Origin of the sequence: Acinetobacter sp. BHS4, assembly GCF_018454425.1 — a bacterium.
Classification (GTDB): Bacteria; Pseudomonadota; Gammaproteobacteria; order Pseudomonadales; family Moraxellaceae; genus Acinetobacter; species Acinetobacter pittii.
On record NZ_CP075323.1, the window covers coordinates 3,616,742 to 3,631,628 of the forward strand.

The window sequence follows — 14,887 nt, forward strand, 5'->3', positions numbered from 1 at the left end:
CCTAATCATGTTTTCTTTAAACCAACGAATTGACGCAGGCAACAAACTGCTGACCACGGTCATTATAACTTTTAAACATATCAAAACTTGCACATGCTGGTGATAACAACACCACATCTTCGGCCTGTGTTTCACGTTGAGACAGCTCTACAGCTTCTTTAAGCGTTGCTGCATGTAAAATTTTGGTTGCACCTTGAATGGCTTGTTCAATCACCGGAGCATCCTCACCAATCAATACCACAACTTTGGCATATTTTTCGATAGAAGAACGTAATGGACCAAAATCCTGACCTTTACCTTGCCCACCTAAAATCAAGGCAACCTTTCCTTTTTTCACTTCAATGGCAGCGCCTAAACCATCAATTGCTGCAAGCGTAGCGCCAACGTTAGTGCCTTTAGAATCATTGTAATAACGTACATCATGCACAGTCTTTACATATTCACAGCGATGCTCTAACCCTTTAAATTGTTTTAAGGTTTCAAGCATAGATTCCATAGGCAGGCCTATTGCCTCTCCTAATGCGAGACAAGCTAAAGCATTTGCTACGTTATGCATGCCTTGAATATATAAATCTGAGCTTTTAATTAAACGCTGTAAACCACGCGCAAGCCAAAGCGTGCCATCACCATCTCTTAAAACACCATATTGATTTAAATCTGGTGCATTTAAACCAAAGCTTTGAATTGGCGTGGTATCTGGAACAAGAGGACGACTTAAAGCATCATCACGGTTAAATACTACTTTTTTAACGCCTTGGAAAATACGGTGTTTTGCTTGATGGTAACCCAACATATTGCCGTGACGATCTAAGTGGTCTTCACTCATATTGAGAACCACAGCAACTTCAGCATTTAAGTGAGACGTGGTTTCTAGCTGAAAACTTGATAGCTCAAGTACAATTAACTCAGGTTGATCTTTTAATAAATCTAGAGCTGGGCGTCCAAGATTGCCACCTACAGCAACTTTCTTACCCGCATCTTTAGCCATTAAGCCAATTAAAGTCGTTACTGTACTTTTCGCATTAGAGCCAGTAATAGCCACAATAGGCACATCGGTTGCACGGCGTAATAATTGAATATCCCCTACCACAGAAATACCCTTAGCAATAGCTGCCTGAATTTCCGGTAATTGTGGTGCAAGGCCTGGACTTAAAATAATTTCTTCTGCTTGTAATAATAATTCTTGGTCAAGTTGACCGAAACTTGTCTTTACTCCTGCTGGAATCTGATCATGTCCTGGCGGCGTGGGGCGAGAGTCTGTTACTGCAACTTGGTAGCCTTGTTCATGCAAGAAATTTACAGCAGAAACGCCTGATATTCCCAAGCCTGCTACAACTTTTAACCCACCACGTTGTATTAACATTTTTGCCCCACAATTTATCAATCGACAGAATGGCAAAAATGTTAGCACTTTGCTGTTTTGAATGCTTTTTCAGTTTGAACTTTATTCATCTTTTTTTGTGTCAGTGCGTAAAAAAGCCATCAATATGATGGCTTTTTAAACGAAACAAGAAATACTGAATCTACTGCCATTTAATCGGCTTAATTTCTTGAACTGTATTCGTAGGTTTATCTTCGCTTGAACAACCACAACCGCCAGCACAACCAAAGGTCATTTTCGGTTTAAGCCACTTTGCCAAAGTTGCCCAACCCTGCTTTTCGCAAAATGCAGAGAGTGAAGAAAAGACTGAATTTGCTGTTTTTGGAAATACTTTCTTAAAAACAACTACAGCACTCCAAATCACTAAAACCGCAATAATCAGATATTGAACCATATACAACCTCCTTTATTGCCTTAGCCCCAATAGTGGGAAGCAATTTGATAGGTAACAAACGATGCAAAATAAGCTAAACCAAACAGATATGCAGTCATAGCTGCAACATGTTTCCATGAACCTGTTTCACGGCGTACCGTTGCCAATGTTGCCAAACAATGTGGAGCATAAATGAACCACACTAAAAGCGATAAACCTGTTGCCAAAGACCAACCTGTTCCATCTGCACTAATCAGATGTGACAAACCTTGTGCCACAGCATCATCATCTGTTGCAGACAAGGCATAAACTGTACCTAATGCCGCGACTACCACTTCACGAGCAGCCATAGCTGGGATTAACGCGATACAGATTTGCCAGTTAAAACCAATTGGAGCAAATAAAGGTTGGATAAGATGCCCGAGCATACCTGCAAAACTATAATCTATGGCAGGTAATGTCGCCCCTTCTGGTGGCTGCGGGAAAGTACACAAGAACCAAAGCAAAATAGAGAGCGCAAAAATGATTCCGCCGACGCGTTTCAAGAAGATCTTTGCACGATCCAATAAACCGATTCCCACACTTTTTAAATCAGGGAAACGATAACTTGGTAGCTCTAGCAGTAAAGCATGTTGCGACTTATCTTTTTGCAAAAACTTCATTAAAAATGAAACACAAAGCGCACTCACAATACCAGCCATATACAGACCGAAAAGCACTAAACCTTGCAGGTTAAAAATACCCCAGACCATTTTCTCTGGAATGAAGGCAGCAATCAGCAAGGCATAGACCGGTAAACGTGCCGAACAGGTCATTAAAGGCGCAACCATAATGGTCGTAAAACGATCACGAGGGTCACTAATACTACGCGTTGCCATAATTCCTGGCACTGCACAAGCAAAGCTCGAAAGTAAAGGAATGAAAGCACGACCACTTAAGCCAGCTTGGAACATTAATTTATCAAGCAAGAATGCTGCACGCGGTAAATAGCCCGATTCTTCTAATACCAAAATGAAGAAGAACAAGATCAAAATTTGTGGCAAGAACACAACTACGCCACCTGCACCCGCAATAATTCCGTCGACAACCAGACTATGCAGTAGTGGCTGCGTAATCACACTTCCTATTACTTCACCCAGCCAGCCGAAGAAGCCCTCAATACCGTCCATAAAAGGAGCTGCCCATGCAAAAACTGCTTGGAACACAATAAACATCATGATGGCAAGGCTAAGTAAACCTAAAACTGGATGTAAGAAAATCCGATCTAGAAAATCAGTCCGCTTATCACCCTGATCAACATAATAAACAACATCTTTAAAAATCATATCGATTTTCTGATGATGAGTCCCAGTTAAACCACTCAGTTCGGTTTGTGGCACACTGTATTTTTCTTGATCAAGGGCGTGTAATAAATTTTCAATCCCCGCATTTCGAACAGCAACTGTTTCAACAACTGGTACGCCCAAACGCTGAGATAACTTTTGAGTATTAATTTGGATACCACGACGACGCGCTTCATCCATCATATTCAGTACAAGTAAAATCGGGCGACCTAGCTCGATCATTTCGAGCACTAGCCCTAAATGCAATTTTAAGTTAGTTGCATCAACCACACATAAAAAGGCATCTTGCTGCCCCTCTTCTGCAATTTTACCCAAGCAAACATCACGGGTAATCACTTCATCAGGACTAGTTGCATTAAGACTATATGTACCCGGTAAATCGAGTACACGCACAGCTCGACCTGAAGGCAACTGAAAATGACCAACCTTACGCTCGACCGTTACGCCCGCATAGTTTGCAACTTTTTGTCGAGTTCCAGTTAAATGGTTAAAAAGAGAGGTTTTACCACAGTTAGGGTTTCCCACAAGGGCAATACGTAACGCATCACTCATGCGGGTACTCCTTCTTCTACTTGAATTTCAATTTTTTCCGCTTCTGCTTTACGTAAAGCGAAACGAGTAAAGCCTATTTGGATCAAGATCGGATCACCACCAAAAACACCTTTGGTAATCACTTCCACTCGTGTGCCCGGTACAAAGCCCAGACTTTCCAAACGAATTGCGACCAAATCTTGCTGCTCGGACTCTACTTCTATCCGATTCACTTTGGTGATGGTCGCCGCTTGCTTCACTTTTAAAGCTGATAAACGCACCGCATCCGATCCTAAACCTTTTTTAATAGTATACATATAAATGAGAATAATTACCAAATAAGGTTAAATTTCACTTCTTATCTAGTTTAATCGACAAACCTTAAAGTTTCTTTTACAGTACAGAGGTTTAGAGGATCTAGTGTATGTTGAATAAAAAACCGCGTATTCCAAGCCCTGTTCAAATTCCTGAACATTTGAGCTTTTTACAAGGTTTTCGTGACTATCTCGTTGCTCAGACGGTAAGTCCACATACACGTAATGCTTATTTATCTGACCTTATTCAATGCAGTGAACTTCATAAAAAATCAGCTCTTCCAGAGTGGACAAGTGATGATATCGCTGATGTTTTGATTGAGTTGACTAAAGTTGGAAAAAGCCCGCGCTCGATTGCCCGCTGCTTATCTGCCCTACGCCAGTTTTACAAATTTTTACGTGAACAGAAATTACGAAGCGATAATCCTGTAGCAACCCATCATTCTCCAAAAATTGGCAGAGCATTACCCAAAGATTTATCAGAAGAAGATGTCGAAGCACTGATTCAGGCTCCTGATATTGATACGGCACTGGGATTACGTGATCGGGCAATGTTTGAAGTCCTTTACGCATGTGGTTTACGTGTTTCAGAACTGCTGAACTTACGCCTAGAACTTATTAACTTAAAACAAGGCTATTTAAGAATTACTGGTAAAGGTAATAAAGAGCGTTTGGTCCCGCTAGGCCAATTTGCTTGTGAATGGGTAGAACGCTACTTACAGGATGCTCGACCTCAACTTTATAAAAGTTCAACCGACTACCTCTTTTTAACTCAGCATGGCGGGATTATGAGCCGTCAGAACTTCTGGTATGCCATTAAGCGTTACGCGCTTCAAGCCAATATTCAAGCTGAACTATCACCTCACACCTTACGTCACGCCTTTGCAACACACCTGCTCAATCACGGCGCCGATTTACGCGTAGTGCAAATGTTACTGGGCCATAGTGACCTATCAACTACTCAAATTTATACACATGTAGCACAAGTAAGAATGCAACAATTGCATGAAAAACATCATCCTAGAGGTTAAAAAATTTAAAACTTATTATTTTAAATACACCCAACAATCAATTGATTTCGTTCACAAAGGTTAAGAAAGTTTTAACAATACACACTAGATTTTTTGTTATGCTTAGCAGCTTCTGACTATAAATACTGATGAAATAAGGGTTATCTATGTCTTTTACCCGATCTCAACTTTTTCTTGCCTGTGCGTTGGCCTCTAGCCTGTTATTCAGTGCTTGTTCTAAAGAAAACAAACCACAAAAAGAAGATGCGCTCACTGCGACCGCACCTGCTACTGGGGAAGCTTCAACCATCATTGAACGCAATGAGAAACAGCGTTTAATTGAAACTTTGCAAAAACAATTTAAGAATGCAAACATCAACGCCAAAATTCTAGATATCAAGCCTACTGAAGTGCCTAACTTATATTGGGTAAATCTCGAAGGAATGACGTCGATTTATACAACCAGTGATGGCAAATACCTGATTCAAGGTGATGTCATTCGTTTAGGCGGTAAAGAACTGCATAATATTGGCGATAATCTTCAAGCTTCAGAAAACAAGAAGCATCTTGCTGCTTTAAAAAATGAAGATTTGATTGTCTACCCAGCTAAAGGTGGTAAGGCTAAACATGTGATTTATGTGTTTACCGATGCAAGCTGTCCTTATTGCCATAAATTACATGAGCATTTACCTGAAATTAATGAAAAAGGTATTGAGGTACGTTATATCGCTTGGCCACGCGGTGAACAATTTATGCCGACCATGGAAGCTGTATGGTGTAGTGCAGACCGTAAAGCTGCCTTTAACCAAGCAGTACAAGGTATTAATATCCCACCTGCTCAATGTAAAAACCCTGTTCGTGAACAATATCAACTTGGCTTAAACATGGGTGTAAATGGAACACCAGCTATTTACAATGTTGATGGCGAGTACTTAGGTGGATACCTAACACCGGATGAATTAATTAAACGTCTGGATAAATAACATCCTTTAAGCTGGTGAATGATTAATCATCTATCTCTTTTAAAAAGCGCTGCTCTGATTGCAGCGCTTTGTTTTTTCAATAATTAATATTTAAACAACCTCTGTTTAAAGACTGATCTACTCTTCTTTTCCAAACATCGCACTCTAATTCATTGAACAAGCACTAAAAGCGCTAGAGTCTGGCGTTTTTTTTAGCTATGATCTAGCTTCAACTAAATGATTAAATGATGAATGGAGTGTGACGTGAAACCAGTTCGCCTGGCAATACTCGGTCTAGGAACCGTAGGTGGAGGAGCCCTTAAACTACTACAAGAAAATGCCGCTGAAATTAAACGTCGCACCGGTCGAGAAATTCAAATTACCCACGTTGGAACACGCCGCCCTCGTCCAGATCTTGAATTGGAAGGGATTAAACAAAGCGCCGATTTACTTGACATCGTTCGTCAACCAGACGTTGATGTAGTTGTAGAAGTTATGGGTGGGATCCACCCTGCTTACGAAGTTATCATGGAAGCGATCAAACACGGCAAACAAGTCGTGACTGCAAACAAAGCGTTACTCGCTGAACATGGCAATGAATTATTTAAAGCAGCAGAAGACAATGCTGTGCAAATTGCTTATGAAGCAGCAGTTGCTGGCGGTATTCCAATTATTAAAGTGATCCGTGAAGGTCTTGCTGCCAACCATATCGAATGGTTGGCAGGTATTATTAATGGTACAGGTAACTTTATTCTGACTGAAATGCGTGAGAAAGGTCGTGCATTTGATGATGTATTAAAAGAAGCTCAAGAACTCGGTTATGCAGAAGCAGACCCAACTTTTGACGTTGAAGGTATTGATGCTGCGCATAAACTTACCATTTTAGCGTCTTGTGCGTTTGGTATTCCTCTTCAATTTGATAAGGTTTATACCGAAGGTATCAGCAAAATCACTGCACAAGATGTGAAATATGCAGAAGATCTTGGTTTCCGCATTAAACATCTCGGTATTGCACGTCGTGCTGAAAAAGGTATTGAGTTACGTGTTCATCCAACACTCATTCCAGATGAACAGCTGATTGCGAATGTAAACGGCGTTAAAAATGCTGTGTTAGTTCAGGCAAATGCCGTAGGTCCAACACTCTATTACGGCGCGGGTGCAGGCGCAGGTCCTACAGCTTCTGCGGTTGTTGCCGACGTTATTGATATTGTCCGTGACATCTCTTATACCGAAGACGGTGCAGGCACAATTCCTCAGTTGGCTTTTGAAGCATTAACCAATGTGCCAATTTTAAGCCGTGAAGAAATGACCACAGGTTATTACATCCGCTTAAATGCAGAAGACCAAACTGGCGTACTTGCAGATGTAACTACCATCTTAAGTCGCGCTGGAATTAGCATTGATGCGATCATGCAACAATCTCGTTTAAAAGATCTTATTCCAATCGTGATTCTGACCGATCCAATCGTTGAATCAAAAATGGATGATGCTCTTGCACAAATTCAAGCATTACCTGCAATTCGTGGCGAAATCGTAAGAATTCGTTTAGAATCGCTCGATAGTTAATCAGGTTGAGGGAAAGATTCCCTCTCCCGCTTCATCTCTAATTGGAACACCATCATGTCTAATGCCAATCGTTATACTGGTCTTGTAGATCGTTATCGTGACCGTTTGCCAGTTTCGGCAACTACTCGTGCTATCTCTCTGGGTGAAGGCAACACCCCACTCATTAAACTTGAGAATATTCCACGTATTATTGGCAAAGATGTTGAAATTTATGTGAAATACGAGGGTTTAAACCCAACTGGTTCATTTAAAGACCGTGGTATGACCATGGCTGTAACCAAAGCGGTTGAAGAAGGCTCTAAAGCGATTATCTGTGCATCTACCGGTAACACTTCTGCTGCTGCTGCTGCCTATGCTGCACGTGCAGGTATCAAAGCATTTGTTTTGATTCCAGAAGGCAAAATTGCGATGGGTAAAATGGCACAAGCGATGATGTATGGTGCGATCACTATGCAAATTCGTGGTAACTTTGATGATGGTATGCGTCTTGTAAAAGAAGTCGCTGATCAAGCGCCTGTAACGATTGTAAACTCAATCAACCCTTACCGTTTGCAAGGTCAAAAGACTATTGCTTATGAAATCGTTGAAGCTTTAGGCCGCGCACCTGATTACCACTGCTTACCTGTAGGTAACGCAGGTAACATCACTGCTCACTGGATGGGTTATACCGAAGCTGTAGCAAACCAACCTGCTGATCAGTTTGAACAAGTGATTTATGATGCTACTACTGATCAATTCACTGGTCCAAAACCAGAAGGTTTACCAACTATGGTAGGTTACCAAGCTTCTGGCGCAGCTCCATTCTTACGTGGTGCTCCAGTTGAAAGCCCTGAAACTGTTGCAACTGCAATCCGTATTGGTAATCCACAAAGCTGGAACCATGCAAAAGCTGTAGTACGCGACTCTAAAGGCTGGTTTGATGAACTTCAAGACAGCGAAATTTTAGAAGCTCAACGCTTACTTTCTATGTATGAAGGTGTATTTGTTGAGCCAGCGTCTGCTGCTTCTATCGGCGGTGCGATCCGTGATATTAAAGCGGGTAAAATTGCTGAAGGTTCTGTAATTGTATGTACAGTAACTGGTAATGGCTTGAAAGATCCTGACACTGCAATCAAACAATGTGCTGATGCAGTTATGTTGTCAATTGATGCAACAATGGACCAAGTAAAAGATTCGATTTTATCTAATATGTAAGATCTGATTTTTCAAAAAACGGCTGTATTAAACAGCCGTTTTTTTATGTCTTTTTATAGCCATAAAAAAACGCTTCTTGATAGAAGCGTTTTTAGAATATTGAACTTAAATACGTTTTGGTAAATTACTTAACCAACCCAATAAGTTAGTTGCATCATTATTACGTGCCTGTGTACTTGGTTCACCAAGTAATACAATGACTGCCGGACGTGAATTTACAGTCGTGTGCATTACAACACAGCGACCTGCTTCATTAATATATCCAGTTTTAGACAGGTTAATATTCCAACCACCGTTACGAACTAGAGCATTTGTGTTGTTAGATTTCAACACGCGATAACCCAAATTAAAGTCATAAGTCGGTGTAGTTGAGAATTGACGAATCAAACCATATTGAGATGCGGTACTTACTAAAATACCTAAATCACGTGCCGAAGATACATTACGTGGATCTAGACCAGTTGATTCATAGTAATGAGTCGAATTCATACCCAAAGCACGAGCTTTAGCATTCATTGCAGCTACGAATGCAGGGCGACCACCTGGATAAGTACGTGCTAAGGCAGCCGCTGCAGGGTTCTCAGATTTCATTAAAGCAAACAAAAGAACTTCTGCACGGTTCATCTTGTCGCCAACACGTAAGGTAGAGCTAGAATTTTTCCCACCAGCACCAGCAAAGTCAATTTGCTCAAGTGTAATTTCTTCAGACATGTTTAAACGGGCATCCGCCGTTACAACCGCTGTCATCACTTTTGTAATAGATGCAATTGGTACAGAAGCGTTGGTATTTTTACTGTAGAGCACTTCACCAGTTTGCGCGTCCATCACAAGTGCAGCTCGAGCACTTACACTCGGCTGGGCATTGTAACCAGACGTATCACGGATTGGAGCAACTCTAGGTGTAGAGCTAATAACTTTTGGCGCATTACTGCCACGCAAAGTTGTAGTTACAGATGTTGAACCTTGCGGAGTTGGTTCATCATCTTCATCATTTAAAAGTTGACTAGCATCCGCTGCTGACCAATTTAAGCTTGCAGTACCACTATTCCCTGAGGACGGGTTATTGACGAGTTCTGCAAAGCTTGTTGAACTCAAACTAAGCAAAATAGACATGCTTAGCACATGCATTAAAGACTTTTTAGAATTTTTCACGGCACAATACTCGACTCAGGGTGATACACATTTGCGCTTACTATAATTATGCCTTACATTTGAGGGATAAGGTATAACGCTTTTACCGACACAATTGTGCACAACTATTCGCTCACTATATAAGAATAGGATTGCTAATTTTGTCATTCCATTGCAAGCTAATTTTGCTTTATGTAACAAAAAACTTGTTTTTTGAAAGAAAGGAGGTCTTCTTGATTACAGTTTTAGTTGTGGATGACCATGAACTTGTACGTACAGGTATCTGCCGTATGTTAGAAGATCATGCCGATGTAGAGGTCATTGGACAAGCCGAATCGGGTGAAGAAGCAATTGCTATTGTTCGTCAGAAACATCCTCAAGTTGTTCTACTTGATGTCAACATGCCTGGCATCGGTGGCGTAGAAACAACCCGCCGTTTACTACAAACCGCACCAGATACAAAAGTGATTGCAGTCAGTGGCTTAGCAGAAGAACCTTACCCATCTCTGTTGCTTAAAGCAGGAGCTAAAGGTTACATTACCAAAGGTGCTCCAATTACAGAAATGGTTCGCGCAATTAATAAAGTGATGCAAGGTGGCAAATACTTCAGCGCCGATATTGCCGAGCAATTAGCGAGTTCATATTTATCCGATACACAGCAATCGCCTTTTGACTCTCTATCTGAACGAGAAATGCAAGTTGCAATGATGGTTGTAAACTGTATTAGCGCTCAAGAAATTGCAGACAAACTTTTTGTAAGTGTCAAAACAGTGAATACTTACCGCTACCGTATTTTTGAAAAGCTAGCCATTGATAGTGATGTTAAACTGACTCATCTCGCGATTCGCTACGGTCTGATCAAGCCTTAATCAGACTTATATGCAATTTCCCTTAAACTCATCCTTGTCCAATACGATATTTCGTTTGGGCACGTGGTATGGTTTATATCGCCTTATTATTGCGGTTAGTCTAAATATTATTTTGGTTTTAACCGATGCTCAAATCGATAATAGTCTACAACAACCTGCTTTATATTCTTATACACTACTCGGCTATTCGCTATTAAGCCTTCTTCAACTTTTATGCTTTAAGTTTATTGCCACTCAGGCAACAAGGCAGCTCATTTTATTTTTTGTAGTTGATATTATCTGTCTGAGTTTACTTACATTTTCTGTAGGTGAACCAAATCTTCAACTCAGCTTGCTCTATGTTATTGCCATATTTACTTCGGCCATTTTACTTAGCGCAAGAATGTCGTTGCTCATTACATTACTTGCAGTCATTGCGGTTATTTACCAACGCTTCGTTGGCAGTTTATTTGACTACAATAATTTAAATACGATTGGTAATAGTGCCTTATTGGCCTTTTTATTTTTTGTCGTACACGGAATCGGACAAATTGCGGTCCAGCGCTTTAAATTACTTGAAGCACTAACTTTCCACCAATCAATAGAACTCTATCAACTACAAAATATTAACCGCTATATCTTGGAACAAATTGAAGAGGGCTATTTAGTTCTAGATGAAAACTACGACATTGTTTTAAGTAATCCAGCCGCCTGCTCTCTTTTAGGAATTCCATCTCAATTTGCCAGTGAAAAATATCCATTAGCAAAATGGCATGCTGACTTATTTGAAATTCTTAAGTTTGATAACTTAAAAGAAGGTGATCGATTTATTTTTGAGTCTCGACTGTCGGCTTATTCTATTAATATTAAAGTGCAACATCTTTTGGTGCCACAGCAAGCATTGACGCTACTCATTTTACAAGATGCGCAGCAGATTAATCAGCAAGCTCAACAACTCAAACTTGCCGCTTTAGGCCAACTATCAGCAAGTATTGCACATGAGATCCGTAATCCTCTTGCAGCTATTGTTCAAGCAAATGAATTACTCAAAGATAGTGACGCGGAACAGCAAAATACTTTGCGCAATATGATTAGCAAGCAAACGAAACGCATTGATAGTATTGTTCAAGACACGTTAGGACTTGCCCGCAGTGAAAGAACGCATCCAATCCAGATTGAATTAAACGACTTCATAAAAACGTTATTAGATGAAGATTTATCTGATGTTAAACATGCGATCCAGCTAAAAAGTTTTGATTTATCCTTAAAGCTATTGTTTGATGAAAAGCAGCTCAGACAAGTCCTCATTAACCTTGTTAGAAACGCTCTACGCCACAATGCACCCGATTCGCCCTATGTTCTGATCAATATCCATTCGCAAACAAATAAAATTTATATTGATGTGATCGATTACGGCGAAGGTGTTTCAAAACGTGATATATCTCAATTATTTAAACCATTTTTTAGTACCGAAATTAATGGAACTGGTTTAGGATTATATTTGTCTCATAGTTTTTGTGAGGCAAACCATGCAAAGCTCACTTATGTAGAGCAAAAACAAGGGGCATGCTTCAGAATAGAATGCTCAATAATATATTGATTTTTTATTAGGTTTTTGGGGAAATGGCAGAACAGCAACCACTCGTTTTGCTTGTAGACGATGAAGAAGATTTGTGCCTTTTAATGCAAATGACTCTTGCACGAATGGGGATTAAGACACATCTTGCTTATCGGGTTGAACAGGCCAAACAACTCTTTACTCAGTTTCATTACGATGCGTGCTTGACCGATTTAAACTTACCCGATGGTAGTGGTTTGGAATTGGTTAAACATGTTTCTCAAACTTATCCTCACACACCCATTGCTGTTTTAACCGCATACGGCAATATGGATATTGCAATTGCAGCATTAAAAGCTGGAGCTTTTGATTTTGTCAGCAAACCTATTAATCAAATTCATTTAGATCAGCTATTAAAAAAAGCGCTTAACCAGCCAAAACCAGAACATGAGTTCGGTGAAACAACTCTAGAGAATGACTTATTAATTGGGCGCTCACCACCTATACAAAACTTACGGACAGCTATTAAAAAAATAGCCCGCTCCCAAGCACCTGTGTTTGTTACAGGTGAGTCTGGTACCGGTAAAGAAGTTGTTGCTAATCTTATGCACCGCTTAAGTAACCGCAGTGAAGGACCATTTATTGCAATTAACTGCGGAGCAATCCCAACTGAGCTCATGGAAAGTGAACTTTTCGGACATAAAAAAGGGAGCTTTACTGGAGCAACCCAAGACAAACAAGGCCTGATTTTATCAGCTCATGGCGGCAGTTTATTTTTAGATGAAATTGCCGAATTGCCTTTAAGTATGCAGGTTAAATTGCTTCGGGCAGTACAAGAGAAAAAGATTCGTCCTGTAGGTTCAGATCAGGAAATTGATGTAGATTTTCGGGTGATTAGCGCCAGCCACCAAGATTTAGATTTGTTAGTCCAACAAGGTAAATTCCGTCAGGACTTATTCTTCCGTATCCATGTTATGGATATCATGTTGCCACCACTGCGTGAACGTGGTGGAGATATTTTGCTCTTAGCCAATCATTTTATTCAAAAGGTTTGTACGGAATGGGGAATTTCAAGCAAACAATTAACAGCGAGCGCTGAAACTTACTTATTGCAGCAAGATTTTCCGGGTAATGTTCGTGAATTAAGAAATATGATTGAACGAGCTATTACTTTAAGTGATGATGAATGTATTGATTTGAAACACTTGGCACCTCCTGTTAGATGCAATAGTGTTAGTCCGCAAATCGCAACTAAACAGGTAAATCAAACGCTAACTGCTCAAACTCATCCAAAATTTCCAATAGAAGGTTTAGAACGCTACTTAGAAAATATCGAAAAAGACATTTTACTAAATGCACTAAACATGACGCATTGGAATCGAACTTTGGCAGCTAAAAAGCTAGGAATGACATTTCGTTCTTTGCGCTATCGACTTAAAAAATTTGGTTTAGATACCGAAATGGGAGAGGAAGTATAAAAGTTACTTCCTCTTTAGGAGTAAATCTGCAACGCGGTCTAAATATACGTCTTCTTTCATTTCTGCCGGCAATGGATAAGCCTGATTAGGTTGAATACCCTGCCCTTCTATCATATTGCCATTTGGCGTGTAGTAGTGAGAGACTGTCATTTGTAGAGCTGCTCCACTTGGCAAAGGAAATAGCTTTTGCACTACACCTTTCCCATAGCTTTTTTCACCCATCACCCAAGCACGCTGGTGTTCTTTCATGGCCGCAGTAAAAACTTCTGCTGCCGATGCAGAGCGGTGATTAATTAATATACCCAGTTTTATATTCTGAAATTCATTACCGGGCAAAGCTTGAAACTGCTGGTTACCTTCCGAACGGCTTTTGGTCGAAACAATAATTCCGTTATTTAAAAATAAATCTGCTGACTCAACTGCTGCCGATAACAACCCACCCGGATTGTTTCGCAAATCGATTAAAACAGCTTTTAAACGTGGAGAACTGTTTTCTTCAATTAATCTTTTAATTTCATTAGCAGTGTCTTGTTGGAATACTCTAATTTTGAGTACAAGCACCTGATTATGTAGCATTACAGGTTCTATATCGGTTTCTATTTTTTTATTACGAACTAAGTTGATATTTCCGTTTAGCTCTTCTGCTTGTACTTGAAGTGTACTTCCTATAGAACCGTAAAGTAGGCCAAATACCTGATCTTGGTTTAAATTTTTTAAATCTTGATTATCAATCTTTAGAATCGTCTGACCATTTCTCAAACCTAATTTATAGGAGTCTGAACCCGTTTTAAGATCACGAATCATCCACTTATGGGTATGTGCTTCAGTGCTTAATGCGAAATCAACTGACGCAAGATCACCTTCAGTATATTGAATCAGTTGGCGATATTCTTCTGCCGACAAATAACGTGAATAACGATCTAGCCCACTCACCAACCCTTTTATAGCTTGTTGAAACAACGCATCGTCAGACTTCACATCTACATAGTTATCTCGAACAATTCCATAGATTTGCACAAACTGTTGAATAGACTCAATCGGCACCTCTGCATAGCTATGTTCTGGTTCTTCCGAATCAGAATGCAAAGGTGACAATTTTTCTTTTACAACTGGCGCTGCAAAAGCAAATTGGCTGCAACACAGCAACATACTTACAATAAGTTTTTTATATTTAATGTGTTGCAGCATCCAATCACCT

13 protein-coding genes are annotated in these 14,887 nt (G+C 40.1%); 7 read left to right on the plus strand and 6 right to left on the minus strand.

Going from position 1 to position 14,887, the window contains the following annotated elements; all coding sequences use genetic code 11:
• Positions 1–16 precede the first annotated feature (16 nt).
• The 4 genes from murD to KIP84_RS17375 all read right to left on the minus strand — a co-directional run bounded on the left by murD (position 17) and on the right by KIP84_RS17375 (position 3,909).
• Positions 17–1,363: a UDP-N-acetylmuramoyl-L-alanine--D-glutamate ligase gene (murD, locus tag KIP84_RS17360; RefSeq protein WP_213688982.1), complete on the minus strand. Its 1,347-nt coding sequence runs from the start codon at positions 1,361–1,363 to the stop codon at positions 17–19.
• 160 nt (positions 1,364–1,523) lie between these two features.
• Positions 1,524–1,775: a DUF6587 family protein gene (locus KIP84_RS17365; RefSeq protein WP_032006841.1), complete on the minus strand. Its 252-nt coding sequence runs from the start codon at positions 1,773–1,775 to the stop codon at positions 1,524–1,526.
• A 20-nt stretch (positions 1,776–1,795) separates the two neighbouring features.
• Positions 1,796–3,649, minus strand: coding sequence for a ferrous iron transporter B (locus KIP84_RS17370; RefSeq protein ID WP_206219158.1), 1,854 nt, complete (start codon positions 3,647–3,649; stop codon positions 1,796–1,798).
• Positions 3,646–3,909, minus strand: a complete 264-nt coding sequence (locus tag KIP84_RS17375) for a FeoA family protein (RefSeq protein ID WP_001991212.1) — start codon at positions 3,907–3,909, stop codon at positions 3,646–3,648. Before KIP84_RS17375 ends, KIP84_RS17370 begins: the two co-directional genes overlap by 4 nt.
• Positions 3,910–4,052: 143 nt before the next feature.
• Between KIP84_RS17375 and xerD the strand changes: the two genes are divergently transcribed.
• From xerD to thrC, 4 genes are all read left to right on the plus strand, one after another.
• Complete coding sequence (gene xerD / locus KIP84_RS17380; protein ID WP_032006845.1) at positions 4,053–4,973, plus strand: site-specific tyrosine recombinase XerD; 921 nt, start codon at positions 4,053–4,055, stop codon at positions 4,971–4,973.
• 146 nt (positions 4,974–5,119) lie between these two features.
• Positions 5,120–5,935, plus strand: a complete 816-nt coding sequence (locus KIP84_RS17385; protein ID WP_032006847.1) for a DsbC family protein — start codon at positions 5,120–5,122, stop codon at positions 5,933–5,935.
• Positions 5,936–6,178: 243 nt separating this feature from the next.
• Positions 6,179–7,480: a homoserine dehydrogenase gene (locus KIP84_RS17390; RefSeq protein WP_002121263.1), complete on the plus strand. Its 1,302-nt coding sequence runs from the start codon at positions 6,179–6,181 to the stop codon at positions 7,478–7,480.
• Between the two features lie 54 nt (positions 7,481–7,534).
• The gene (gene thrC, locus KIP84_RS17395; protein WP_209834884.1) at positions 7,535–8,674 is read left to right on the plus strand and encodes a threonine synthase; all 1,140 of its coding nucleotides are present in this window, start codon (positions 7,535–7,537) and stop codon (positions 8,672–8,674) included.
• Between the two features lie 105 nt (positions 8,675–8,779).
• Here the strand turns inward: thrC and pbpG are convergent, their stop codons facing one another.
• Complete coding sequence (pbpG, locus tag KIP84_RS17400; protein ID WP_005804058.1) at positions 8,780–9,826, minus strand: D-alanyl-D-alanine endopeptidase PBP7/8; 1,047 nt, start codon at positions 9,824–9,826, stop codon at positions 8,780–8,782.
• Between the two features lie 212 nt (positions 9,827–10,038).
• Here pbpG and KIP84_RS17405 point away from each other — a divergent pair, with 212 nt between their 5' ends.
• Genes KIP84_RS17405 through KIP84_RS17415 form a run of 3 tightly spaced genes read left to right on the plus strand, consistent with a single transcriptional unit; the run spans position 10,039 to position 13,689 of the window.
• Positions 10,039–10,674 carry a response regulator gene (locus tag KIP84_RS17405; protein WP_002121174.1) on the plus strand — a complete coding sequence of 212 codons (636 nt, stop codon included), beginning with the start codon at positions 10,039–10,041 and terminating at the stop codon, positions 10,672–10,674.
• Between the two features lie 10 nt (positions 10,675–10,684).
• Positions 10,685–12,253: a PAS domain-containing sensor histidine kinase gene (locus KIP84_RS17410; protein WP_213688983.1), complete on the plus strand. Its 1,569-nt coding sequence runs from the start codon at positions 10,685–10,687 to the stop codon at positions 12,251–12,253.
• Between the two features lie 23 nt (positions 12,254–12,276).
• Positions 12,277–13,689 carry a sigma-54 dependent transcriptional regulator gene (locus KIP84_RS17415; protein WP_057085007.1) on the plus strand — a complete coding sequence of 471 codons (1,413 nt, stop codon included), beginning with the start codon at positions 12,277–12,279 and terminating at the stop codon, positions 13,687–13,689.
• 3 nt (positions 13,690–13,692) lie between these two features.
• On the opposite strand, the gene KIP84_RS17420 is transcribed toward KIP84_RS17415, so the two are convergent.
• Positions 13,693–14,877 (minus strand): S41 family peptidase, encoded by a 1,185-nt coding sequence (locus KIP84_RS17420; RefSeq protein ID WP_213688984.1) that lies wholly within the window; start codon positions 14,875–14,877, stop codon positions 13,693–13,695.
• Between the last annotated feature and the right edge of the window lie 10 nt (positions 14,878–14,887).